The 23,729-nt window shown below is 60.7% G+C and carries 21 protein-coding genes; 11 read left to right on the forward strand and 10 right to left on the reverse strand.

The annotated features are described in order from the left end of the window. The first annotated feature begins 56 nt into the window (after window positions 1-56). Together LVY71_RS13815 and LVY71_RS13820 are read left to right on the forward strand one after the other, a co-directional pair. Window positions 57-641, forward strand: a complete 585-nt coding sequence (locus LVY71_RS13815; RefSeq protein WP_235100448.1) for a CoA-binding protein — start codon at window positions 57-59, stop codon at window positions 639-641. 156 nt (window positions 642-797) lie between these two features. Continuing rightward, entirely contained in the window at window positions 798-2,078 is a 1,281-nt protein-coding gene (locus LVY71_RS13820) for an O-acetylhomoserine aminocarboxypropyltransferase (RefSeq protein ID WP_235100449.1), read from the forward strand. 89 nt (window positions 2,079-2,167) lie between these two features. On the opposite strand, the gene LVY71_RS13825 is transcribed toward LVY71_RS13820, so the two are convergent. Next, window positions 2,168-2,989: an FTR1 family iron permease gene (locus tag LVY71_RS13825; RefSeq protein ID WP_235100450.1), complete on the reverse strand. Its 822-nt coding sequence runs from the start codon at window positions 2,987-2,989 to the stop codon at window positions 2,168-2,170. A 162-nt stretch (window positions 2,990-3,151) separates the two neighbouring features. After that, window positions 3,152-4,252, reverse strand: a complete 1,101-nt coding sequence (locus LVY71_RS13830) for a COX15/CtaA family protein (RefSeq protein WP_235100451.1) — start codon at window positions 4,250-4,252, stop codon at window positions 3,152-3,154. Window positions 4,253-4,351: 99 nt separating this feature from the next. Between LVY71_RS13830 and LVY71_RS13835 the strand changes: the two genes are divergently transcribed. Continuing rightward, window positions 4,352-4,564, forward strand: coding sequence for a DUF2842 domain-containing protein (locus tag LVY71_RS13835; RefSeq protein ID WP_235100452.1), 213 nt, complete (start codon window positions 4,352-4,354; stop codon window positions 4,562-4,564). On the opposite strand, the gene LVY71_RS13840 is transcribed toward LVY71_RS13835, so the two are convergent. Then, the gene (locus tag LVY71_RS13840; RefSeq protein ID WP_235100453.1) at window positions 4,555-5,616 is read right to left on the reverse strand and encodes a polysaccharide deacetylase family protein; all 1,062 of its coding nucleotides are present in this window, start codon (window positions 5,614-5,616) and stop codon (window positions 4,555-4,557) included. The two genes, LVY71_RS13835 and LVY71_RS13840, sit on opposite strands and share 10 nt — an antisense overlap. A 127-nt stretch (window positions 5,617-5,743) precedes the next feature. Here LVY71_RS13840 and LVY71_RS13845 point away from each other — a divergent pair, with 127 nt between their 5' ends. Then, window positions 5,744-6,940 carry a GNAT family N-acetyltransferase gene (locus tag LVY71_RS13845; RefSeq protein ID WP_235100454.1) on the forward strand — a complete coding sequence of 399 codons (1,197 nt, stop codon included), beginning with the start codon at window positions 5,744-5,746 and terminating at the stop codon, window positions 6,938-6,940. Between the two features lie 24 nt (window positions 6,941-6,964). Here LVY71_RS13845 and LVY71_RS13850 read toward each other — a convergent pair whose 3' ends face one another. Continuing rightward, window positions 6,965-9,130 (reverse strand): GumC family protein, encoded by a 2,166-nt coding sequence (locus LVY71_RS13850; RefSeq protein ID WP_235100455.1) that lies wholly within the window; start codon window positions 9,128-9,130, stop codon window positions 6,965-6,967. A 196-nt stretch (window positions 9,131-9,326) separates the two neighbouring features. Here LVY71_RS13850 and LVY71_RS13855 point away from each other — a divergent pair, with 196 nt between their 5' ends. From LVY71_RS13855 to LVY71_RS13875, 5 genes are all read left to right on the forward strand, one after another. Further along, window positions 9,327-9,983 (forward strand): polysaccharide biosynthesis/export family protein, encoded by a 657-nt coding sequence (locus LVY71_RS13855; RefSeq protein ID WP_235100456.1) that lies wholly within the window; start codon window positions 9,327-9,329, stop codon window positions 9,981-9,983. A gap of 2 nt (window positions 9,984-9,985) precedes the next feature. Beyond that, window positions 9,986-11,119 (forward strand): glycosyltransferase family 4 protein, encoded by a 1,134-nt coding sequence (locus LVY71_RS13860; protein ID WP_235100457.1) that lies wholly within the window; start codon window positions 9,986-9,988, stop codon window positions 11,117-11,119. A gap of 115 nt (window positions 11,120-11,234) precedes the next feature. After that, window positions 11,235-12,788, forward strand: a complete 1,554-nt coding sequence (locus LVY71_RS13865; protein WP_235100458.1) for an undecaprenyl-phosphate glucose phosphotransferase — start codon at window positions 11,235-11,237, stop codon at window positions 12,786-12,788. A 97-nt stretch (window positions 12,789-12,885) separates the two neighbouring features. After that, window positions 12,886-14,142 carry an O-antigen ligase family protein gene (locus LVY71_RS13870; RefSeq protein WP_235100459.1) on the forward strand — a complete coding sequence of 419 codons (1,257 nt, stop codon included), beginning with the start codon at window positions 12,886-12,888 and terminating at the stop codon, window positions 14,140-14,142. A gap of 150 nt (window positions 14,143-14,292) precedes the next feature. Further along, window positions 14,293-14,964, forward strand: coding sequence for a DUF1236 domain-containing protein (locus tag LVY71_RS13875; protein ID WP_235101496.1), 672 nt, complete (start codon window positions 14,293-14,295; stop codon window positions 14,962-14,964). Between the two features lie 68 nt (window positions 14,965-15,032). Here LVY71_RS13875 and LVY71_RS13880 read toward each other — a convergent pair whose 3' ends face one another. The 6 genes from LVY71_RS13880 to LVY71_RS13905 form a co-directional block, all read right to left on the reverse strand. Next, window positions 15,033-15,926 (reverse strand): hypothetical protein, encoded by an 894-nt coding sequence (locus LVY71_RS13880; RefSeq protein ID WP_235100460.1) that lies wholly within the window; start codon window positions 15,924-15,926, stop codon window positions 15,033-15,035. Between the two features lie 74 nt (window positions 15,927-16,000). Next, the gene (locus LVY71_RS13885; RefSeq protein WP_235100461.1) at window positions 16,001-17,185 is read right to left on the reverse strand and encodes an acetyl-CoA C-acyltransferase; all 1,185 of its coding nucleotides are present in this window, start codon (window positions 17,183-17,185) and stop codon (window positions 16,001-16,003) included. A 154-nt stretch (window positions 17,186-17,339) separates the two neighbouring features. Next, complete coding sequence (locus LVY71_RS13890) at window positions 17,340-18,470, reverse strand: acyl-CoA dehydrogenase family protein (RefSeq protein ID WP_235100462.1); 1,131 nt, start codon at window positions 18,468-18,470, stop codon at window positions 17,340-17,342. 20 nt (window positions 18,471-18,490) lie between these two features. Beyond that, on the reverse strand, window positions 18,491-19,672 hold the full coding sequence (locus LVY71_RS13895; protein ID WP_235100463.1) for an acyl-CoA dehydrogenase family protein: 1,182 nt from the start codon (window positions 19,670-19,672) through the stop codon (window positions 18,491-18,493). Between the two features lie 12 nt (window positions 19,673-19,684). Then, window positions 19,685-20,428, reverse strand: coding sequence for an SDR family oxidoreductase (locus LVY71_RS13900; RefSeq protein ID WP_235100464.1), 744 nt, complete (start codon window positions 20,426-20,428; stop codon window positions 19,685-19,687). 65 nt (window positions 20,429-20,493) lie between these two features. After that, the gene (locus tag LVY71_RS13905; RefSeq protein WP_349629891.1) at window positions 20,494-22,050 is read right to left on the reverse strand and encodes a class I adenylate-forming enzyme family protein; all 1,557 of its coding nucleotides are present in this window, start codon (window positions 22,048-22,050) and stop codon (window positions 20,494-20,496) included. A gap of 228 nt (window positions 22,051-22,278) precedes the next feature. Between LVY71_RS13905 and LVY71_RS13910 the strand changes: the two genes are divergently transcribed. Both LVY71_RS13910 and LVY71_RS13915 read left to right on the forward strand, forming a co-directional pair. Then, window positions 22,279-23,022, forward strand: a complete 744-nt coding sequence (locus LVY71_RS13910; protein ID WP_235100465.1) for an SDR family NAD(P)-dependent oxidoreductase — start codon at window positions 22,279-22,281, stop codon at window positions 23,020-23,022. A gap of 1 nt (window position 23,023) precedes the next feature. Beyond that, window positions 23,024-23,716 carry a glutathione S-transferase family protein gene (locus LVY71_RS13915; RefSeq protein WP_235100466.1) on the forward strand — a complete coding sequence of 231 codons (693 nt, stop codon included), beginning with the start codon at window positions 23,024-23,026 and terminating at the stop codon, window positions 23,714-23,716. The last annotated feature ends 13 nt before the right edge of the window (window positions 23,717-23,729 follow it).

Consider the following 23,729-nt stretch of genomic DNA (forward strand, 5'->3'; position numbering starts at 1 on the left):
CACGCTGGATTGCTTCGCTCCGCTCGCAAAGACGACAAGAATTTGATGGCCGCAAAGTGAACCACGACGTCTACGACGACAGCTATATCCGCGGGATCCTGACCAGCGTGAAGTCGATCGCCATGGTCGGCGCATCGCCGGTCAATGTGCGACCGAGCTATTTCGCATTCAAATATCTCGTCGAGCGCGGCTACGACATGATCCCGATCAATCCGGGCCAGGTCGGTAAAAGTCTGGTCGGCAAACCGTTCGTCGCTTCGCTCAAGGACATCGGACGTCCCGTCGACATGGTCGATATTTTCCGCAATTCAGATGCCGCCGCGGCGGTCGTAGATGACGCGCTCGCGCTGCCGGTGTCGCCGAAGGTGATCTGGATGCAGCTCGGCGTGCGGAACGACGAAGCGGCCGCAAAGGCGGAGAGCGCCGGCCTCAAGGTCGTGATGAATCGCTGCCCGAAGATCGAATACGCGCGGCTGACATCCGAAATTCAGTGGCTGGGCGTCAATTCGCGCACGCTGAGTTCCAAACGCGCGCCCATTCCGACCAGCAATATGCGACTGTCTCTGAATCGCAGCAGCGTCGTTGGCGGCGCAACGACGGCCGCCGACCGCGCCGCCAAAGACAAGAACGACGTACCTTAAACCCTGCCCGCTGCAGAACGATTGTCCGCGCGCAAAGAAAATAACGACAGGACTGTTGCCTGTTAACGTCAATGCTTGCTGATAGCTTGACGAAGGCTATACCTGCCCGCAGCATATCCTTCTCACGCCCGTTCGCGGCTCTCAAAGGGACATCTCATGACGGACAGACTGCCCGGCTTCTCCACGCTCTCCATTCATGCCGGCGCGCAACCGGATCCGACCACGGGCGCGCGCGCGACGCCGATTTATCAGACCACCTCGTTTGTCTTCAATGACGCCGACCACGCCGCCTCGCTGTTCGGGCTGCAGGCGTTCGGCAACATCTACACCCGTATCGGCAATCCCACGAATGCCGTGCTCGAAGAACGGGTCGCGGCGCTGGAAGGCGGTACTGCCGCGCTGGCCGTTGCGTCGGGACATGCTGCGCAACTGGTGACATTTCACGCCCTGCTCCAGCCCGGCGATGAATTCATCGCGGCGCGGCGGCTGTACGGCGGCTCGATCAATCAGTTCAATCACTCGTTCAAGAATTTCGGCTGGAACGTCGTCTGGGCGGACACCGATGACATCTCGACCTTCGAAAAAGCTGTCACGCCGAAGACCAAGGCGATCTTCATCGAATCCATCGCCAATCCGGGCGGCACGGTGACCGATATCGAAGCCATTGCGGCCATTGCGCGCAAAGCAGGCGTGCCGCTGATCGTCGACAACACGCTCGCGTCACCCTATCTGATCAAGCCGATCGATCACGGCGCCGATATCGTGCTTCATTCGCTGACCAAGTTTCTCGGCGGACATGGCAACTCGATCGGCGGCATCATTGTAGATGCCGGTACCTTCGACTGGTCGAAGAGCGGGCGCTACCCCGTTCTGAGCGAACCGCGGCCGGAATATCACGGCATCAGGCTGCAGGAGACGTTCGGCAACTTCGCTTTCGCCATTGCGGCACGCGTGATCGGACTGCGCGACCTCGGCCCAGCCCTCTCGCCGTTCAACGCCTTCCTGATCCTGACGGGTATCGAGACGCTCCCGCTGCGCGTGCAGCGTCACTCCGACAACGCCAAGGCCGTCGCCGAGTGGCTCTCCAATCATCCTGCCGTTGCATGGGTGAGCTATGCCGGATTGCCCGGTGACCGCTATCACAATCTCGCCCGCAAATATTCACCGAAGGGAGCCGGCGCGGTCTTCACCTTCGGCCTCAAAGGCGGATACGACGCCGGCGTCAGCCTTGTGTCGAACGTCAAGCTGTTCTCACATCTGGCCAATGTCGGCGACACCCGATCGCTGATCATCCATCCCGCGTCGACCACCCACAGCCAGTTGAGCGACGAGCAAAAGGCGCAGGCGGGCGCAGGCGTGGACGTGGTGCGGCTCTCGGTCGGTCTCGAAGACAAGGAAGACCTGATCGCCGATCTCGATCAGGCCCTGAAAGCGTAGCCCGCCTTCCAACATCAAAAACCAAACGCGGCGCCGGGCATGGCGCCGCGTTTTTTATTGGTACAGAGCAAAATGGCTTTGTGAAAAATTCAGGTCTTTGCGGTTTCCATGGCGGCTTTCGCCTTGTTCTCACGGGCCAGCCGGGCATTGCGCTGGACAATCGAGAATGCCGCGAGAGCGACCAGAACCACCAGAAGCTGAGCCGACAAGGCCTCCAGGCTTGGATTGAGCCCGAGCGATTGCAGCCACGCAAAGCCCTTCAACTCGGTGAACGGCACGATGTTCTGTTCCTGGAATTCCTGAACCGCTTCGCCGATGAACTTGATGCCCATCGCGAACAGAAATGCCGATGTGATGATGAACAGCGGACGCAGCGGAATTCTGCGCGCGATCAGGTTGATGAAATAGAACAGCACCACGAGACCCGCGGTCGCGACGGCAAGACCCGCGAACAGCCCGGCGCTCCAGCCCCCCTCGGTGACAGCAAGCGCATTGATAAAGAGCACGGTTTCCGCGCCTTCACGAAACACGGCGAAGAACGCCAGCGCGCCGACGGCCCACGCCGTCTCCTGCGCCAGCGCGTCGTCAGCCTTGGTCGCCAGGTAGTCCTGCCAGCCGCGCGGATCCTGCTTCACCATCAGCCAGCCACTCACATAGAGCATCAGCGCCGCCGCGAAGAGGATAACAATGCCTTCGAAAATGTCATTGTGCTCGCCGGAATTGAGCACGGCGAAGAGCCATGCGGCGATGATACTGGCGCCGATCGCCGCCAGAGCGCCGGCGTACAGCGCCGTCACGCGGTGGCCGCCTCCCACCTTCCGCAGATACCCCGCAAGCGCCGCAATAACGAGCATGGCCTCCAGCCCTTCGCGCAACAGGATAACGGCGGCCTGGATGAATGCGTTGGACATGGATGACCTTGCTATAATCGGCGTGGGTGACCGTTCTATCGCGCGGCAAATCGAAGTTAAAGTACGCCCGGACCGCACCAAATCGTGACCGAGCACGAAATTGAAGAAACGCCCATTAACCGGGCATTTCTTTCATTCCGGGTTACTTTAGAATACTTCGATTTAGCGGCGTTCGTCGACGACAAGACGCAGCTTGGCTGGCGTCGTTGCCGGCAACGTGCGGCCCAGCCGCTCGACCTGAAACAATGCCAGGGTGAGCACCACGATCGCGACGGCCTGATGGGCAAGACCGAGATCGATCGGGACCTGATTGAGCAGCGTCAGGATGCCGATGGCGACCTGCACCAGCATCACAGCCGCGATCCAGACCGCGCCGGTGACGACGGCCGGACTGGTGCGGGAGCGGACGGCATCGACGGCATGAGCAGCGGCCACCACCACCAGTGTGTAGGCGATCATGCGATGGGTGAACTGCACCGTCAGCATGTTGTCGAAAAAGTTTCGCCACCACGGCTGTTCAAAGAACAGACGCGCGGCGGTCGGAATAAACGAACCATCGATCAGCGGCCAGGTGTTGAACACGCGGCCCGCCCGCAATCCGGCGACGAGTGCTCCGAAATAGAGTTGCAGAAACACCAGAGCCAGCAGAATCCTGCCGGTGATTTTCACGCGCGGCGGCGCAATGGCAGGCGGTTGGCGCTGAAGCCGCTGAAGTGTCCAGACGATCGCCGCGAAAATCACCAGCGCCAGCATGAAGTGGATGGCAAGCCGGTATTGAGAAACGGACACACGCTCTGTCAGACCGGACGAGACCATCCACCATCCGACTGCGCCCTGCGCGCCGCCGAGCACAAAGATCACCCAGAGCCGGCGCTTCAGTTCCCGCGACAGAAACCCGCGCCACAGGAACCAGAGAAACGGCAGCAAGAACACCGCGCCGATCAAACGACCGAGCAGGCGGTGTCCCCACTCCCACCAGAAGATGGTCTTGAATTCGGAAAGGCTCATCCCGCGATTCATTTCGCGATATTGAGGAATGGTCTTGTAGGCTTCGAACTGCCGCGTCCATTCAGCATCCGTCAATGGCGGCAGAGTTCCGGTAACCGGCTTCCATTCGACGATGGAAAGGCCGGATTCCGTCAGCCGCGTCGCGCCACCGACCATCAGGGTGCAGACAATGAGGGCCGCGACGACGATCAGCCACGCGCGGACGCTCCGCATGCCTGCGGCGCCTGCCGGTCGCTCGGTCGCGATGTGGGTCATGATCCGAAATTGCAGCCTTGAATGAATTCGCGCGGACCTTATAGTCCCCGCACTTTTCCGCGCAAGGCGCGCTGCCGCAGCGACCAGCACAATTCTGTTATGAATATCCGCACGCGAAAACTGATCGGAACATTCGGCCTGCTCGGCCTCGTCGTCGTCTGGTCCCTTGCCGGAATGGCAATTGCCCAGACGCCGTGGCTGGCGGCGTCAAAGCTCGCCCAGGCGATCTTTTATGTCGTCGCAGGCCTCGGTTGGGTACTGCCTGCAATGCCGCTGATCGCGTGGATGTCCCGGCCGGATCCTCAACCGTAGTTGATCGCTGGCTCGATCGCGCGGCGCTTCTCCCTGCGCGCCGTCATTCCCGAAAGAACCACGCGCAGCGCGCGCAACGATCGCCGTCCGTCCCATGAAATCCGCGGAAGCGCCATCAAGTTCGACTGGCCATCAGCCCTGACGACGCCGGGTTTGGTGGAAACTGCCGCGACAAACCCGGCTTCTCGCGCCAACAGCATCTCCCGTGGACCGAAGCTTCCTTCTCCGCCGAACGGATAGGCGAAGTGCGGACAGGGGCCGCCGAGCGCGGTCTCCAACACCGTCCGGCCCATGATCATTTCGCGCAACGCGGCAGTCCCCTTGGTATGCGCGAGGTTCGGATAATTGACAGTTGCACTTCCAATGGTCGCATGCGGGTCTCGCGCCAATTTCGTCAGGTCTTCCCAGCTCATCGCGATGTCCCGCGACACCGCAGCGAGATCGACGCCATAGCGCCCGCACAGGTCGCCGATCGCGGTTGCCAGGTCCGGCGGCGGCAATGTCATCATCCAGGCATGCAGAATGTCGTAAAGTTGGTACTTTTCCACGAGACTTGCGGCAAAGAAATGCCGCTCGACGCGGTTCATCACGAGGCCGATCCGATGATTGCACGTGATGACCTGCTCAAGTGCCAGCCACCACGCCTGGTCGATACCGTCGACAAAGCCGGTCGGAACGTACAGCGCGAACGGTATCCGGTGACGCGACAACACCGGATAGGCGAATGTCATGAAATCGCGATGGCCGCCATCGAACGTCAGGCAGACGAAACGGCGCGCGAGCGATGCCTGCTGCGCCCGCTCGACCACTTCATCAAGAGAGAGAATATCGAAATTCCACCGCTTTAGCGCAACAATCGCGTCCTCGAGAAATTCGGGGGTTATGTCCTGCGAACGCAATGGCTGGAACGGCTCGCTGCGCCGCGGACGAACATGCTCAAACTTCAGGATGATACCGGAGCCTCCGGTTCTGGCCTCGATGATGCGCGCCACGCCGCTGAAATACGCGAATTCCAGCCCCATATCTGCGAGAAGGCCCTTTCGAAACAGCACTTAATCCCTTTCCGATACACATAAATGCCAGCCGGAACGCCATTCTCATTACTCTTTGTTGACATTTCTTTGAATAATGTCGGCCCAAGCCATAAATCCTAAAATGTCAGAGAAAACAGGTCCGCCAATGGCCATGGCTGCAACGCTTCACGACGCAGACGCGCATCCGCGACCGCATGGCGATGCAAGCCGCATCGCGCGTGTCGATGTTATTCGTGACATGGTCGAAGCCGAACATCGCTGGCAGGCCTTTGAGGGCCCCGATTTCCTTTTTACGCCCTATCAGCGCTTCGAGTTTCTCGATGCCTGGCAGCAGACCATCGGCGTGCACGACGGCGCCGCTCCTTTCATCGTCATCGCCACCGACGCCGACAACCGTCCGCTGCTGCTGCTTCCCCTGACCGTCGGCCGCGAGAACGGCGCAAGAATTGCGCGCTTCATGGGCGGCAAGCATCCAACCTTCAACATGGCGCTCTGGCGACGCGAGTTCGCGGAAACCATTACGGGGACCGAACTCGACGGCCTGATCGCGGCCATTCGCCGGCAGCCGAACGGTCCCGACGTACTTGCTTTCACGCAACAGCCACAGCGGTGGCGGAACATTGCGAACCCGCTGGCTCAGCTCTCAGGGCAGCCCTCGACCAATCAGTGCCCACTGCTGATCATGACACCGGGTTGCAAGCCTGAAGACCGCGTCAGCGCGTCCACCCGGCGGCGATTGCGGAACAAGGAACGCAAACTGCAGTCCCTTCCCGGCTATCGCTATTTTGTCGCCGAGACCGACGCCGACATCAACCGCCTTCTCGACGCGTTCTTCATCATCAAGCCGCAGCGCATGGCGCTCTCCAGACTTCCCGATGTGTTTTCGGATGAGGCGACCAAGAAATTTGTTCGCGACGCCTGCCTGGCAACGCTTCCCAACGGCGCGCGCGCGATCGAGCTTCACGCCATCGAATGCGACAGCGAGATGATTTCGATTTTTGCCGCCGTCGCGGACGGTGAGCGTTTCTCGACCATGTTCAATACCTATACGATCTCGGACAACGCCCGCTATAGTCCCGGCCTTATTCTGCTGCGCTATATGATCGATCACTTCGGCGAGCGCGGCTACAGTTCAGCCGACTTCGGCGTCGGCTCGGACGTTTACAAGCTGACGTTCTGCAAGCACGACGAGCCGATGGTGGATACTTTTATTCCGCTGACCGCCCGCGGAAAGTTCGCGGCGCTCGGCATGTCATCGCTCACGCACGCCAAACGGCTCGTGAAGCAAAATCCGGCGCTGATGCAGATGGCGCAGATGCTGCGCAACGCCATCTCCCGCTGATTAGAAATATACCGTAGCGCGGACTTACGCCGCCACAAACCGGTCTCCCGGTACACCGAAGTCCATCGCTTTCGGCGGCGCGCTCAGAATGGTGACGCCGGCAAATCCAGATGCCCGCAATTGGCCCTTCATCACCTCGCGAGCAGTGGCGGTGATTGCCGGATCGGGAATGATCACGGCGTGCGACTGCGCAGCAATGACGCTCGCAGGCAGGTCCGATGCCGTGCCGGCATCCAGCACAACGTGATCATAGGCCCGTGACAGCGCGTCGATCGCAAGATTGATCCGCGGCAACTGCAACAGCTCGCGCTGAGCGGCGTCCCGGCCTGCGCCGACGATGTGAACCCCCGACAGGCGATCCTTGGTAATGATCTCGCCGAACGAAGCCGCCCCTTGCATCAATTCGGTCAGGCCCGGCGCAGACGGATCGGAGGATACCGCAGCAAGCGTCGGCGATTCCATGGCCAGATCGACCAGCACAACCTTGGAGCCCCGAGAGAGAAGGCGAGCGAGCGTCAGAGCCGTTAGCGTCACACCTTCATCCTGATGTGCCCCGATGACCGTGATCTTCCGTGCCGAATCGCCGCCGTGACGCAGCATGTCAGCCAGACGCTCGATCTCCGTGATGCCGGCCGGCATCTGTGGATGCGTGTCGTGCACGGGAGCAACCGGAATAAGGCCCCCGGAAACCGGGCGCGGTGCGGTCATGCGCAACAACTCGCCGGTGGCGATGTAACCCGCGGTCAGCATCAGCATGGCCATGGTCGCGATCAGCACGGTCGGAAGTTTCTTCGGGTACGCGGGCGTGTTGGAGACGATCGCTCGGGAGATGATCCTGCCATCGGCCGGGACCGCATCAATGTTCTCGCGCGTGGTCGCCTCGCGGTACTTGGCAAGATAGGATTCGAGCAGATCACGCTGGGCCTTGGCTTCGCGCTCCAAGGCCCGGAGTTGAACGTCCTGACCGTTGTTCGATGTCGCCTGACGTTTCAATTGGTCGAGGCTGCCGTTCAGCCCATCCGCCCGCGCGCTGGCGATTCGCGCATCGTTCTCCAGCGAACGGGAAATCTTGCTTGCCTCGTCGCGGATCTGGCGATCGATATCCGCTATCTGCGCCTTCAATTCCTTGATGCGCGGATGTCCCCCGAGCAATGTAGATGACTGCTCGGCAAGCTGCGCGCGCAGTGTCACCCGCTGCTCGGACAGGCGGCGCACCAGTTCGGAATTGAGGACTTCCGACGCTTCGATCGGCCTGCCACTCTGAAGCATCTCGCGGATCAGACGGGCTTTCGATTCCGCATCGGATTTCAGCGCACGGGCATTGTTGAGTTGCGTGTTCAGCTCACCAAGCTGTTGGTTCGACAGTGTGGTGTTGTTGGTGCCGACGAAGAGATTGGATTTCGAGCGAAACTCTTCCACGCGTGCTTCGGCGTCCGCGACCTTCTTCCGCAGGCTCTCGATCTCGACCAGCAGCCACTGTGACGCCGACTTCGCCTGATTCTGCCGCGCCGCCTGCTGAAGCACCAGATAGCCGTCGGCGATGGAATTGGTAACGCGCGCCGCCAGTTCCGGATCGCGCGACAGGAATTCGATCACCATCACCCGCGACTTGTCGACGGCATAGGCCGTCAGCCGCTCATAATAGGCCTCGAGCACCCGCTCCTCGGGCGTCATCTTGAATGGGTCCCGTCCGATGCCGAAAAGCGCCAGCAGCGTCCGCAGCGGCGAGACGCCGCGCAGCACCGGGTCGAACTCGGGCAGTTCGGCGAGCTTGTTCTCCTTGATGACCTCGCGGGCGAGATCGCGCGACAGCAGTAACTGGACCTGGCTGGTGACGGCTTCCGCGTCGAGGCTGCCACGCTCCTCGGTGCGCTCGCCGGTCGGGCGCAGGAAGAAATTTTCCCGGCCATCGATCAGAATGCGCGCCTCGGATTTGTAGCGCGGCGTGATCATATTGACCGCGAGCAGCGACAAACCGAATGCAAAGGCAGTCGGCACGATGATCCACATCCTCTTGCGGACAATCGCCTGCCAAATCGTGCGCAGGTCCACGTCGCTGAACTCAGGACTTGTGGTTGGAAGGGGTCTGCGCGGAGTGACGGACGCGGGCGCCGGGGCGGCCACTGCGGCATCCGCCTTTGTCCGGAACGGCATCTTGTCCGTCCAGTCACGCCAGAACGAAAAACGCATCGAACACTCCCCACCCGGACGCTACTGAACTCAGGCGACTGCTGAACTTTGTGGGGGCGATTACAGTCTATTAAGGTTGCCGCTGAGTTAATCCACGTTCCGATCCGGCTGTTTTCCAGTTGGGAAAAGCCCTGCGTCATACTTTATTAACCATGAAAGTCCTTAAATCGGCTTCGATACTTACCCGGATTCTCTCATGCTGCGCAGCCGCGCGCGCCTCGCCTGTCTTGTTCTTGCGCTCATCGTCTCGGGCTGCATGAGGACGGCTGCGCCGGTCGCCGCCGTCGACGACGGCAGCCTCGATGCGATCGCTTACGGCAAGGTACAGCCGGTGCGCGCGATGGAGGTTGCGACAACTCCTGTCCCGCCCGTCTACGCTTATGCCGCCCACGACGAGCCATATCGGCTCGATGCGGGCGACCGGTTGCGGATTGTGGTCTACGGCCAGGAAGGCCTTACCAACACCTATACCGTCGACGCCGGTGGCTCGATCACAATGCCGCTGATCGGTGCGGTGCGCGCGCGCGGCATGACGCCGGCCCAATTGGCCGCCGCAGTGACATCGCGACTGAAGAACGGCTATCTGCGCGAACCCTATGTCGCAGCAGAGGTGGAGACCTACCGCCCGTTCTTTATTCTCGGAGAAGTTGCCGCACCCGGGCAATACCCCTACGTGCCGAATATGACGATCGAGAGCGCCGTCGCCATCGCAGGCGGTTTCACGCCCCGCGCGCTGCGAAGCAGCATCAAATTAACCCGCATGGGCGAAGCTGGTACCGCTCAGGCTGTCGTGCCGCCTGGCACGCTCCTGAAACCCGGGGACACGGTCGTTGTCGCCGAACGCTGGTTCTGACAATGCCCGAGACGTCCAATTCGCCGCTCCGCATCCTGCACGCCGTTCGCGCGCCTGTGGGGGGAATATTCCGTCATATTCTCGACCTTGCCGCCGGACAGGCCGAGCGCGGACATGAGGTCGGTATTCTCGCCGACAGCCTCACCGGCGGGGAGCGTGCGGACACCGCGCTGAAGGAGCTTGGCCCGAAACTCAAACTAGGCGTCTTTCGCCTCGCGATCCGCCGTGAGCCTCATCCGATCGATACGGTGGCATCGCTGCATTTTCTTCGTCTCGTGCGATCCCTCAAGCTGGATGTTCTGCACGGTCACGGCGCGAAGGCCGGCGCCTTCGTCCGCCTGAAAGGAAAATCCAAAAAGACGATCCGGGTTTACACCCCGCACGGCGGCTCCCTGCACTATCCGCCGAATACACTCAAAGGCGCGTTCTATGCGCGGCTCGAACGCGCACTCATGAACCGAACAGAGTTGTTCCTGTTTGAAAGCGCTTTCGCGCGCGACACCTATGAGCGCGTGGTCGGTAGACCCGCCGGTCTGGTCCGCTGCGTCTTCAACGGCGTGACCGCGTCGGAGTTCGATCCAGTGCCGCTCGCGGAAGATGCCACCGACCTGGTCTATGTCGGGGAATTCCGGGAGATCAAAGGCGCCGACCTGCTGATCCAGGCGGTGGCGCGGCTTCGGGCCGACGGCAAACCCGTCACCCTGACGCTCGCCGGCGACGGCGAAGAGACGGCAGCGCTGAAAGCCCTCATTAAGCGTCTGAACATCGAGGACGCAGTCCGCTTCATCGGGCACGTCAGGGCGCGTTATGGTTTTTCGAAGGGCAAGCTGCTGGTCGTTCCATCGCGCGGCGACTCCATGCCCTATGTCGTGATCGAGGCCGCCGCTGCAGGTGTTCCCATGATTGCCGCAAGCGTCGGTGGCATTCCTGAAATTCTCGGGCCGCATACGAGCGGACTTTTCGTCGCGAGCAGCGTCGGTGCCCTTGCAGATGCGATCGAAACAGCGCTCGGCGACATCGGTGCCGCTCGCGAGCGCGCCAAAAGCCTTCGCGAACGGATCTTCATCCACTTTTCCCAGAAGGCCATGGTCGAAGGCGTCTTGGACGGCTATCGCGATGCATTCAACGCGCGTTAACCTATCCTTATCGAGATAACCAATTCTTCCGATTTGTTGGCTAGGCATAAGGCCGGGAACCCTTGGTTCCGCGTGGCTTACCGCCACATGACGGCACAGATCGGAAATTTGCACCTTGGAACCCATCGACGTCCGAACCATGATGAACGCCGCGACGGCGGGAGCCGCGACCATGGGCGACGCCGATGGCGCACCGCGGCCTGAACGCCGCAAGCGGCTGTCTCCTGCCGCGCTCGCGGTCGCCAATGAGAAGGTGAGAAAAGCCTACTCGACGGTCGTCATCAGCGGGATCGTCCGCATCGTCGACTTCCTGTTGCTGAGCGTGGTCGGCCTTGCTCTGTATCTCTGGTATGTGACGCCCATCGACGGCTTCTCATGGCAGTACACCGCCGCCGTCCTCGCGGTCGCCGCCTGCGCGGTGATCAGTTTTCAGGCCGCCGAAATCTACGACGTTCAAGTGTTCCGCGGACAGATTCGCCAGATGACGCGGCTGGCGTCGTCATGGGCCTTCGTCTTCCTGTTGTTCATCGGCGCCTCGTTTTTCGCAAAACTGGGCGGCACCATCTCTCGCGTCTGGCTGTCGGCGTTCTTCTTCGGCGGCCTCTCGGCGCTGTTCGCGGAACGGCTCATCCTGCGCGCCCTCGTCCGCCGCTGGGCCCGCGAAGGCCGGCTCGACCGCCGAACGATTATCGTCGGCTCCGACGAGAACGGAGAGAACCTGATCCGCGCGCTCAAGGCCCAGGACGATTCCGACATTCAGATTCTCGGCGTATTCGATGACCGAAATGATTCCCGTGCACTGGAGACATGCGCCGGCGAACCCAAACTCGGCAAGATCGACGATATCGTCGAGTTTGCCCGCCGGACCCGGATCGATCTCGTGCTGTTCGCGCTGCCGATCTCCGCGGAGACACGCATTCTGGAGATGCTGAAAAAACTGTGGGTGCTGCCGGTCGATATCCGTCTCTCAGCCCACACAAACAAGCTGCGCTTCCGGCCGCGCTCCTACTCCTATCTCGGCAAGGTTCCGACGCTCGATGTGTTCGAGCAGCCGATCACCGATTGGGACATGGTGCTGAAGGCGGCATTCGACCGGGTGGTTGGTGCAATCATTCTGGTGCTGCTTTCCCCGGTCATGGCGATCGTCGCGCTTGCCATCAAACTCGACAGTCCTGGCCCGGTGCTGTTCCTGCAAAAGCGCTACGGCTTCAACAACGAGCGCATCGACGTCTACAAATTCCGCTCGCTGTTTCACGACCAAGCAGATCCGCTGGCCTCCAAGGTGGTCACCAAAGGCGACAAGCGCGTCACCCGCGTTGGCCGCTTCATCCGCAAGAGCAGTCTCGATGAACTGCCGCAGCTGTTCAATGTGGTCTTCAAGGGCAATCTTTCGCTGGTCGGGCCGCGGCCCCATGCAGTGCAGGGCAAGCTTCAAAGCCGGCTGTTCGACGAAGCCGTCGACGGATATTTCGCGCGCCATCGCGTGAAGCCTGGAATTACGGGCTGGGCGCAGATCAACGGCTGGCGGGGCGAGGTCGACAGCGAAGAGAAGATCCAGAAGCGCGTCGAGTTCGACCTGTATTACATCGAGAACTGGTCGGTGCTGTTCGACCTTTACATCCTCTTCAAGACTCCATTCGCCCTGATCAAGGGTGAGAACGCTTACTGAGCGCATGGCTCCGAAAATCACGAGGCGGATTTCGGAAAACCTCGTGCTCACATCATTGAACTGACGCGCAGGATGCGCGGAGGGGATTCCAGTTCGCATGGCATTCGCAGCGGCAGACTACGCCCTTCCCGCGGCTGCGACGCCGCCCGGCATCACGGCCATCCAGCGTCTATTGATGTGGGGCGTCGGCGCTGGCGGCGCTATCGTTTTCATCGAGCCCAGCCCCTACGAACTCGTGACACTGGTGTCGGTCATCTTTTTCTTCGCCACGGGCCTGCGCATGCGCCCGGTCTTCCTCGCGCTGCTGATCCTGCTATTCCTGCTGAACATCGGCTACACGATCTGCTCGGTGTACCTGATGGACAAGAAGGAGATTTTGAACTGGATTCTGACCTCGTGGTACATGGCCATTACCTCGCTGTTTTTCGCGATGGTGCTGTCCGAGGACACGGCCAGCCGGCTTGAATTTCTTCGGCGCGGCCTGATTTTCGGGGCACTGATCGCCTCGCTCGCTGCCGTCGCGGGATACTTTCACCTTGTGCCAGGTGGATATGACCTGTTCACCCTGTACAGCCGCGCACGCGGTACATTCAAGGATCCCAACGTGCTGGGCGCCTATCTGATCCTGCCCGCGCTGTTCCTGCTGCAAACCGTCGTCACGCAATCTTTCTGGAAATCGGTTCGAAGCGCGGTGGCGCTCGGAATTGTCAGCCTCGCGGTGTTGCTGGCGTTCTCGCGCGCCTCCTGGGGCCAACTGGTGATCTGTTCGGCCTTCATGCTGGTGCTGATGTACCTGACGACACCGTCCCAAAAACAGCGCACCCGCATCGTGACCGTGGCAATCGCGGCTGCGATTTGCGCGGCGTTGCTGCTGGTCGTGCTGCTGTCACTCGATTCCGTCAGCAACCTCTTTCAGGAGCGCGCCAGCTTCAATCAGAGTTATGACACCGGGCGCTTCGGGCGCTTCGGGCGGCACGCTCTGGGCTTCCAGATGGCCCTGGAATTGCCGTTGGGGATCGGACCGCTTCAGTTCACCAGGTTCTTTCCCGAGGACACCCACAACTCATTCCTGAATGCATTCATGTCCGGCGGCTGGATCGCGGGGATCGCCTTCCCCGCACTAATTTTCACGACGGTCGTCATGGGCTTCAAGCTGATCTTCGTCCGCGTGCCGTGGCAGCGGACTTATCTCGCGATCTTTGCCGCGTTCGTGGGGACAGTCGGCGAAGCCTTCATCATCGACGTCGACCACTGGCGTCACTTCTGGATGATGCTGGGAACGATGTGGGCGATGTTCGCCGCCGCCCATGCCTACAGCTATCAGGCCCGCAAACACGCAGCGCAAGTACGTTAGTCCCCGTCGGCGCTTTGACCCACAGCCCCTGATCGTCGCAGCACCCGCCTGTTCCGCAATGAATGGATGTTCACGCAATATACCTGTTTCCGGCGGAACAGAGACTGTCGCTTCCCGTTGAAGAGCCGGGCAGACAACGAGGAGGACATCATGAGAAATAGCCTTTTAATTACGACAGCCATGGCTGCTTTGATCGGCTCGGCTGGCATTGCGACGGCGCAAGCTCCCAGCAACGCACCAAACGCTCCGGCTGCAACTCAATCCGCTCCGTCCACAACACAAGGCGCGCCGGCCGAGAGGGCCGCGCCGATGAATCGCGGAGAGTCGCCAAGTGGAATGAAAGGCGGCCAGGCTGAAATGCCTCGTGAGGGCGGTAGCGCCCAGCGAGCGCAGGACAATGCGCGCGATGGTATGAAGTCGAAGGGCGCCGAGACGACCCAGGATCAGAAGGGTGGCAAGGCCGCTACGGATTCGACGATGGACAAGTCGAAGAACGGCATGAAGGCCGATCAGAAGAACGCTGCCGAAGGCAAGGCCGGCACCACAACCGGTCAGGCCGGCGCCGGTGCGAAGCTGTCGAGCGATCAGCGCACGACCATTCGCACGTCTATCACCAAGCAGAACATCAAGCCTGTCACCAACGTCAACTTCTCGATTTCCGTCGGCACGCGAGTTCCCCGGACCGTGAGCTTCCATCCGCTGCCCGCGGAAGTGGTGACCATTTATCCTGACTGGCGCGGATATGAATTTTTCCTCGTCGGCAATGAAATCGTGGTGGTGAATCCCCGGACGATGGAAATCGTCGCCGTGCTGGACGCTTAAGTTCAGCACTGCGAATTCAAAAAAGGCCGGTCGTAAGACCGGCCTTTCTTTTTACGGTTTGTCAGAATTTATCGAAGGCGTCCGCTGGCGACATTGAAAGTCCAGGAGCGACGACCGCTGCTGAAGACCACCCGCCTGAACTGCAACGCCCTCGCCTGTTCGGGGATTTTTGCCGTTTCAACCAGCTGCATCGCCATCTGCCGGGTCATCTGCGGCGACACAAAGCGGACTGTGCTATTTCCGCGGCCTGATGCCTCGACTTTCATGCCGCCATCCCGCATCTGCTGGCCCATCTGGTGCGCGTAAAGCTCACGATTGGCGACGGCTGCGATTTGAACCGATGGCTGAAGAATCTCGTATTGGGCCATGCGCATGACATGCGCCATATCCAGCGCGGCCCCATTCGCCGGGTCCGCCGCAGCCGCCATCTGAAGGCGCAGCTCCATGCTGCGAAACGCCGAGATTGAAACCGGCGTCTTGCTTCTGCTTCGTCTGGCGTTTTCATAACTCGTTTTCAAGGCCGTCGCTTCAGCCAGGAGCGTGTCGAGGGCGGCTTTGTTGTCAGCGGCTTTTTGCTCAGCGGGCGTCAATGCCACCGGTGCCGGCGGTGATGCCGGGGGGGCAGCTTCACCGGATTGCGCAGGAGCTGCGGTAACCGGCTCCTGCTTAGTCGGAAGACTCCCCGTCGCCTGCGGCGGAACACCTGCATCGCGCGATTCTGAGGGAGACTGGATACCCGGGGCGGTGGTTTGAGCCGTCTGACCCATGGCGGCACCGCCGAATAGCACGGCGAGAGATCCCAGTGCCAAAGCAATGCTTTTTCGTCGCAACACGGTGTACCCAATCATCGTCGGGGATCGACGGCAATACTGATCGACACCCACCAACGCATCAAGAGGTATTTTTGTTCGGCCTTGATACAAATAATTTTGGAAGCTGATCGGGCCGTGAATACCGGACAAAAAAAATCCCGGCTGCCTTTCCGCAGCCGGGCCAAGTCTGGGAGTACCTTACAGAGCAAAAGACGCTGAGCGCCTTAGTGGACGATTTCGAAAAGACCTGCGGCCCCCATGCCGCCGCCGATGCACATGGTTACAACACCGTATTTGGCCTTGCGGCGGCGCCCTTCGATCAACACGTGACCGGCCAGACGCGCGCCCGTCATGCCATAGGGATGCCCCATCGAGATCGAACCGCCGTTGACGTTGAGCTTCTCGGGGTCGATCCCGAGCTTGTCGCGGCAATAGATCACCTGAACGGCATAGGCTTCGTTCAGCTCCCACAGATCGATGTCGTCGATCTTGAGGCCGTGCCGCTTCAGCAGACGGGGAATAGCAGCAACAGGACCGACGCCCATCTCGTCTGGCTCGACGCCCGCGGCAACGAAACCGCGGAAGATGCCGAGCGGTTTGAGGTTCTTCTTCGCGGCGACCTTGTCGCTCATGATGACGCAAGCCGAAGCGCCATCCGACAGCTGGCTGGCGTTTCCGGCGCTGATGGTCTTGCCTTCGAACACCGGCTTGATGGCGGCGAGCCCCTCGGCTGTGGTCTCTGGACGCGGCCCCTCGTCCTTGGTCAGGGTGACGTCCTTGAACGAGACCTGCTTGGTCTCCTTGTCCATCACCGCCATTTTGGTCTTGAACGGCACGATCTCGTCGTTGAAACGGCCGCCCTGAATGGCAGCGCCGGTCCGGCGCTGACACTCCAGGCTGTACTCATCCTGCTTGTCACGCGGAATGTTGTAACGCGCCGCAACGACTTCCGCGGTCTCCAGCATCGACATGTACATGTCGGGCTTCATCGCCATCAGTTCGTCATCGACCGCATGAAACTTGTTCATGTGGTCGTTCTGAACGAGGCTGATCGATTCAATGCCGCCGCCGATTGCGACCTCGACCCCGTCGAGCATCACCGAACGCGCGGCAACCGCGATCGCCTGCAAACCGGACGCACACTGCCGGTCGATCGTGGTGCCTGCGACCGTGACCGGAAGCCCGGCGCGGATCGCACCCTTGCGCGCGACGTTCATCACCATGGTGCCCTGCTGCATGGCGCAGCCCATCACCACGTCCTCGACCTCACCCGGATCGATTCCGGCCCGTTTCACGGCCTCAGCCATGACATGCCCCGCCATGGTCGGGCCTTCGGTGTTGTTGAGCGCGCCGCGATAGGCCTTGCCGATTCCGGTGCGGGCGGTGGAAACGATAACTGCATCGACCATGCGGTGACCTCCGATATATGAGCCGGCACAACCAAGTTTGCGGGCGGACTCTCTGTGAATGTCTACGTTATATGATAATCATCATTCAATTAGAAGCGCCCAAGGCCTTGGCAAGGCTGCCATGCCGAAGAGGCCCGAATGCTACGATTGAAAATCAGGCCGCGCGCGCATAGCGAAGCAGATGGTAAGTCGGGTCACCGAACTGGATATTGATTGCGGCGATGCGCTTGAAGTAATGCCCGACGTTGAGCTCGTCACTCATACCCATGCCGCCGTGAAGCTGGATCGCCTGCTCGCCAACGAAACGCGCCGCCTCGCCGACCTTTGACTTCGTGCCGGACGCCAGTTTCGATGCCTGCGGATCGCCCTCGGCGACGGTCAGGTTCAGGTGCTGCATCAGCGATGTAGCTTCTTGCAGCGCGATGAACATATCGACCATCCGGTGCTGCAGGACCTGGAAGGTCCCCAGCGTCACACCGAACTGCTTGCGGGTCTTGGTGTATTCCAGCGTCGACGCGTTCAGCACATCCATTGCACCGGTCGCTTCCGCGCAGAGCGCTGCGATGGCGCGATCCCGGCATGCTTCGAGTGCCACGACGCCCTCGCCTTCCTTCCCGAGCAAGCTGATCGCCGGAATGCTGACGTCTTTGAACGTGATTTCCGCCGCGCGCCGGCCGTCGATGGTCTTGAAACTTTGCAGATGAAGTCCCGCCGACTGCCGGTCCACGATGAAAAGGCTGACGCCGACGCGGTCGCGCGGACCGCCCGACGTTCGCGCAGACACGATGAGCTTGTCGGCCCACGGCGCGCCAATCACCGCCGCCTTGGCGCCGTTCAGAATATAGTTATCGCCACTGCGCTTTGCAGTCGTGCTGACATTGTTGAGATCGTAGCGCGACTTGCCCTCGGTCCAGGCCAACGCCCAAATCGCTTCACCCGCCATGATCGGCGGCAGCAGCGCCTCGCGCTGCGCGTCGGTCCCCTGGCTTTCAATCAGGCCACCTGCCAGCACTACGGTTTCAAAATAAGGCTCGACGACGAGATGACGGCCGAATTCCTGCATCACGATCATCGTCGCCAACGGACCGCCGCCGAGGCCACCGGACGCCTCGGAAAACGGCGCCGCCAGCAAACCGAGCTCGGCGAAAGCACTCCAGTGCTTCCGGCTCCAGCCGTCTTCGGTCGCGACGATCTTGCGGCGTGTGTCGAAGTCATACTGGTCCCGCAACAGACGCTGGATGCTGCTGCGCAGGAGTTCCTGCTCTTCTGTAAACTGAATATCCACCGGATGCCTCGTGCGACGCGTTAAAGTCCGAGCACCGCTTTTGCGATGATGTTGCGCTGGATCTCGTTCGATCCGCCGTAAATGCTGAGCTTGCGCGCGTTCAGATATTTCTCAGCCGCGGTGTGCCCTTCGGCAGGCCCTGGCATAAAGATATTGGCGCTGACCGGATGCTCGCGCAGCGCAAGTCCGTAGTTTCCGATAGCCCTGTGCGTCAGATCGGTGATGCGCTGAAAGATTTCAGTCCCCCTGATCTTGAACAGCGACGCCGCCGGTCCCGGATCGATGCCGCGCGACATCTGCGCGACAACCCGAAGCTCGGTAGCTTCCAGTGCCAGCACATCGAGTTCGACCCGCGCGATGTCCTTGGTGAACTCGCCGAAAGCCGGGTCGTCCTCGCCGATCTCGGTCTTCACGATGGTCTTGAGCTTGTTCAGGTAGCGGGTCGAACGCCCGATCCCGGCCATGCTGGTGCGCTCGTTGCCCAGCAGGAACTTCGCGTAGGTCCAACCCTTGTTTTCCTCGCCGATCAGATTTTCAACCGGCACACGAACGTTCTCGAGGAAAACGTCGTTGACCTCATGCGAACCATCGATGGTGATGATCGGACGCACGGTGACGCCCGGTGTCTTCATATCGATCAGCAGGAACGAGATGCCCGACTGTGGCTTGGCGGCGGGATCGGTGCGCACCAGACAGAAGATCCAGTCCGCATGCTGCGCCAGCGTGGTCCAGGTCTTGTGACCATTGACGATGTAATGGTCACCCTCGCGCACAGCCTTGGTGCGGACCGAAGCGAGATCGGAACCGGAGCCCGGCTCGGAATAGCCCTGACACCACCAGTCCTCGCCCGACAAAATCCGGGGTAGATATTTCTTTTTCTGCGTCTCGTTGCCGAAAGTGTAGATAACCGGCCCCACCATCGTCACGCTGAAAGCCAGCGGCGGCAGCGTCCCGGCGCGGGTCGTCTCCTGCTCGAAAATGAAGCGCTGCGTGATCGACCAGCCGGGGCCGCCGTATTCCTTCGGCCACAGCGGAGCGATCCAGCCTTTCTTGTGGAGAATTTTGTGCCAGAGCATCGACTGCTCTTTCGTCAGATCCGTTTCCGGATTCGGCACGCGCATTTCCTGCGGATAGTTTTCCGCGATGAAGGCTCTCACCTCATCGCGAAATGCCGCATCCTCCCTGGAAAGCTTCAGCTCCATCGGACGGCTCCGTTACCACTTCTCGCCGAACGGGCGGATTTCGGTCTCGAATGTCCAGGCGTCGCGGGGCTGCTGATAAAGCTGCCAGTAGGTTTCCGCGACGGCCGCCGGACGCATCAGACGATTCGGATCGAGGTTCTCGATCGCCTCCTTGCCTTCGCGGTTGGCGATCAACTGCCGCACCCACTCGGTATCGACGCTGGAGTCGATGATAAGATGGGCGACGTGAATGTTCTTCGGGCCCAATTCGCGCGCAATCGACTGCGCAACGGCACGCAGGCCGAACTTGGCGCTGGCGAATGCCGCGAAACCCGAACCACCGCGTAAGCTCGCCGTCGCACCGGTGAAGAAGATGGCCCCCTTGCCGCGCGGCAGCATCACGCGGGCGGCTTCGCGCCCAGCGAGGAAGCCCGAATAGCAAGCCATTTCCCAGACCTTGCGGAATACGCGCTCGGTGGTTTCCACAATGGGGAAGTTAACGTTGGCGCCGATGTTGAAAATGCAGACTTCCAATGGCGCATGCTTGTCGGCATCGGAGATGAAGGAAATCATCTCCTCTTCCTTGCGCGCATCGAGCGAGCGGCCAAACACCGTGCCGCCTGCATCGCGGATTTCCTTCATCAGAGGTTCAAGCTTCTCGCCTTGACGCCGGCCGACGAAAACAGTGAAGCCTTCGGCTGCGAATTTCTTGGCGATCTCGCCGCCGATGAAGTCTCCGGCGCCGATGACGGCCACGGTCGCGTTACGTTTCTGCAAGGTCTTTCTCCCGGCGAGAGTAAATTTCAGGATTTTGTCGCGATTTCAGTGACGCAAATCTTGCGTCACGTCTCCCGCAGCGATTCAGCCAGTTTGTGCTTCAGGATCTTGCCCGTCGATGTCGCCGGCAGAGCGTCCAGCACGATGATCTGCGACGGACGCTTGTAGGACGTAAGCTGCTTGCCGGCGAAGGCCATCAGCTCCGATGGGGTCACATTGGAGCCCTTCAGCAACTGAACGAAGGCCACCACTTCTTCATTGCCATCGGCAGAGCGCCCCACCACGGCGGACTGCACCACGGCATCGTGCGAACTGAGCACGGCCTCCACCTCGGCCGGATAGACATTGAAGCCCGACCGGATAATCATTTCCTTGGTGCGACCGACGATGAAGAAGCATCCGCCATCGGCGCGCGCAAGGTCGCCGGTATTGAACCAGCCGTCGCTGTCGATCGCTTTCGCGGTGAGATCCGGCGCGCGATAATACCCAAGCATGACGTTGCGGCCGCGGACATGCAGTTCACCGACAGTTCCGTCAGCGACAATTGCGCCTTCGCGGTTGACGATGCGCGCCTCGATACCGGGCAACAGTGTTCCGACCGCCTCATCCGGACGCGGCGAATCCAGCCGCACGCCGGAAATGCCCGGTGAGCACTCCGTGATGCCGTAGCCGTTCAGCAGCGACAGACCCAATTCCTGTTCAGTGCGGCGCTTGAGATCAAGATCGAGCGGCGCGCCTGCAACGGTGATCATGCGCAGCGAGCCGGTGTTCAGTTTATCGATGCCCTGCAACGTCTTGTATTCGAGCAACCGCTGGAAGGTTGCCGGTACGCCGTTGAGGATGGTCACGCCGTCCTCGGCGATGGCCTTTGCCAATACAGCGGGATCGTATTTGCTGACCATTTGGACCGTGCCGCCGGTCATCAGAGTCTGGAGCAACAGCGAGACACCGACGATGTGAGAGATCGGCAACACGACATAGACCCTGTCGCGATTGTCCATCTTCCGGAACAGCGCGATCGCCTTGGCACTGAACAGCAGGTTTTCGTGAGTCAGCATCACGCCTTTCGGCGTACCTGTAGTCCCCGAAGTATAGATCAGAACGGCGACCTGCTTGGCGGGATTGACGTGAACCGGCTCCGCCGCCGCAGTTTCATTCAGGAGTCCGATCCCGATATCTTTCAGCGGACCGACATTGCCAATAGTCGCGCCGACGCGCGTCGCATGGTTCGCGGACTCCGGCGAGACGTTCACCGTGAAGAACATCCGTCTTGCGCCGCTGTGGTCGCGAATCTGATCCAGTTCGCGCGGGGACAACCGCGGATTGACAACGATCGCCCAAGCATCGATCCGGCTGGCCGCGAGCAACAATGCTGCCAGCGCGATGCAATTCTCACTGACGATCATCATCCGGTCGCCGGGCCGAACGTTGAGCTCCCGCAGCGCCGAGGCCACCTGCTCCACGGATTCGGAAAGCTGCCGGTACGACCAGATTACAGATCCTTCGACTAGCGCCGGGTGATCGGGCGTCGCGGAGACTGCGCGATCCATGGTCTGGTGCAGGCGATCCGGGATCTCTTTCAGTATGTCAGCGACGTCAATCGCCTGAGCAGCGCTTGCCAATTTCAACCTCCCGGGCAATGTCCGGCCGCTTCCGGGGCGACCTTTGAACTTCGCTCAACCTATCGTTCTTTTTTAGAACTAGTCAATCGGATTTGATGCGGCGCAAGACAGATATGAACTGCTCTCCCGGGTACATAACGTTCATTCCGCAGCGCGATAGCCGTTTACAACGAGCATCCCGCCGGTTATGAAACAAAGTACCAAATAAGAACTATATAGGAGGATTCCGTGGCTCAAAGCAAAGGCGCAGTGGTGTTGGTTGGTGCGGGCGACGCCATCGGAGCAGCGGTTGCCAGGCGCTTCGCCAAGGGCGGATACAAGGTTTGTGTGGCGCGCCGCGATGCAGCCAAGTCTCAGGGGCTCGTCGATGAATTGAAGGCGGAAGGATGCGAGGTTCACGCTATCAGCGTGGACGCCCGCCAGGAAGCCGATGTGCAAGCCATGTTCGCCCGCATCGAAAAGGAAATCGGCCCGATCGAGGTTTGCCTCTACAACGCCGGATCCAACGTCAACAAACCGCTGCTGGAAACCACCGAGAAGTTGTTCTTCAAGGCATGGGAGCTTGCGTGCTACGGCGGGTTCCTCGTGGGACGCGAAGCTGCCAAATACATGATGCAGCGCGGCCACGGCACAATCCTGTTTACCGGCGCCACCGCCAGCGTCCGCGGTGGCAAGGGATTCGCGGCCTTCGCGTCCGCCAAATTCGGACTGCGCGCCGTCGCTCAAGCAATGGCCCGTGAACTCGGCCCGAAGAATATTCATGTCATCCATCTGCTGATTGACGCCGCTGTGGACAGCGAAGCCATTCACCAGCGGATGAAAGCTGCGAAGGGGATCGAAGCAAGCGACATCCCCGCCGACAGCCTGACAAAGACGGACTCCATCGCGGATGCCTACTGGTTCGCGCATCATCAGAGGCGCGACGGCTGGACTCACGAACTCGATCTGCGTCCCTCTGTGGAGACATGGTAAGATGGCTGCCGCTCCGAACCTCACGCTATGGGGCGTCGGAACCAGCCGCACGGTCCGTCCGCATTGGGCGCTGGCAGAACTCGGTTTGCGTTACGAAACTCGCGCCATTGGCCCCCGCACCGGCGAAACCAAGACATCGGAATACACAAAACTTAATCCGCGTCAGAAAGTGCCGATGCTTCAGGACGGCGACTTCTCGATCGGCGAGAGTGCCGCCATCGTCGCCTATCTGGCGCGGACGTATGGCAGTCCCGGCCGATGGCTGATCCCCGATGACAAGCAAGCCTACGCCAAGTGGCTGGAATGGTGTTTTTTCATCGTCACCGAACTTGATTCCACCAGCCTGTATGTCATGCGGCGCCATAGCGCCGGCGCGCTCGGACACATCTATGGCGTTGCGCCGGAAGTCACCACGAAAGCCGGTGAATACTTCCGCGAGCAATTGCGGCATGTCGAGGTCGCACTTGAGGACGGACGAACCTTCCTGATGGGCGAGCAATTTACCAGCGCGGACATTCTGTTGACGACATGCCTCGAATGGGCGATCGCCTACGGCGTCGGCATCTGCGACAACGCCAAGCCTTATCTTGAACGCATCCAGTTGCGGCCCGGCTACCAGCGCGGCACCGCGGCGAACGTTCCGCCCGCACCCGGCGAGCCGGTCATCCGTCCGGCCGGCCTGAGTTGTCCGTAACAGGATGAAGGAA

The organism is Bradyrhizobium sp. G127, assembly GCF_021502575.1.
In the GTDB taxonomy this organism is placed as follows: Bacteria; Pseudomonadota; Alphaproteobacteria; order Rhizobiales; family Xanthobacteraceae; genus Afipia.

Bases quoted from the DNA above. Each gene is read 5' to 3' on its own strand.
- LVY71_RS13830 (WP_235100451.1), bottom strand. From the start codon at position 4,252: ATGACCCACATCGCGACCGAGCGACCGGCAGGCGCCGCAGGCATGCGG.
- LVY71_RS13850 (WP_235100455.1), bottom strand. From the start codon at position 9,130: ATGCGTTTTTCGTTCTGGCGTGACTGGACGGACAAGATGCCGTTCCGG.
- LVY71_RS13870 (WP_235100459.1), top strand. From the start codon at position 12,886: ATGGCATTCGCAGCGGCAGACTACGCCCTTCCCGCGGCTGCGACGCCG.
- LVY71_RS13860 (WP_235100457.1), top strand. From the start codon at position 9,986: ATGCCCGAGACGTCCAATTCGCCGCTCCGCATCCTGCACGCCGTTCGC.
- LVY71_RS13845 (WP_235100454.1), top strand. From the start codon at position 5,744: ATGGCCATGGCTGCAACGCTTCACGACGCAGACGCGCATCCGCGACCG.
- LVY71_RS13895 (WP_235100463.1), bottom strand. From the start codon at position 19,672: ATGGAGCTGAAGCTTTCCAGGGAGGATGCGGCATTTCGCGATGAGGTG.
- LVY71_RS13885 (WP_235100461.1), bottom strand. From the start codon at position 17,185: ATGGTCGATGCAGTTATCGTTTCCACCGCCCGCACCGGAATCGGCAAG.
- LVY71_RS13835 (WP_235100452.1), top strand. From the start codon at position 4,352: ATGAATATCCGCACGCGAAAACTGATCGGAACATTCGGCCTGCTCGGC.
- LVY71_RS13875 (WP_235101496.1), top strand. From the start codon at position 14,293: ATGAGAAATAGCCTTTTAATTACGACAGCCATGGCTGCTTTGATCGGC.
- LVY71_RS13915 (WP_235100466.1), top strand. From the start codon at position 23,024: ATGGCTGCCGCTCCGAACCTCACGCTATGGGGCGTCGGAACCAGCCGC.
- LVY71_RS13855 (WP_235100456.1), top strand. From the start codon at position 9,327: ATGCTGCGCAGCCGCGCGCGCCTCGCCTGTCTTGTTCTTGCGCTCATC.
- LVY71_RS13825 (WP_235100450.1), bottom strand. From the start codon at position 2,989: ATGTCCAACGCATTCATCCAGGCCGCCGTTATCCTGTTGCGCGAAGGG.
- LVY71_RS13820 (WP_235100449.1), top strand. From the start codon at position 798: ATGACGGACAGACTGCCCGGCTTCTCCACGCTCTCCATTCATGCCGGC.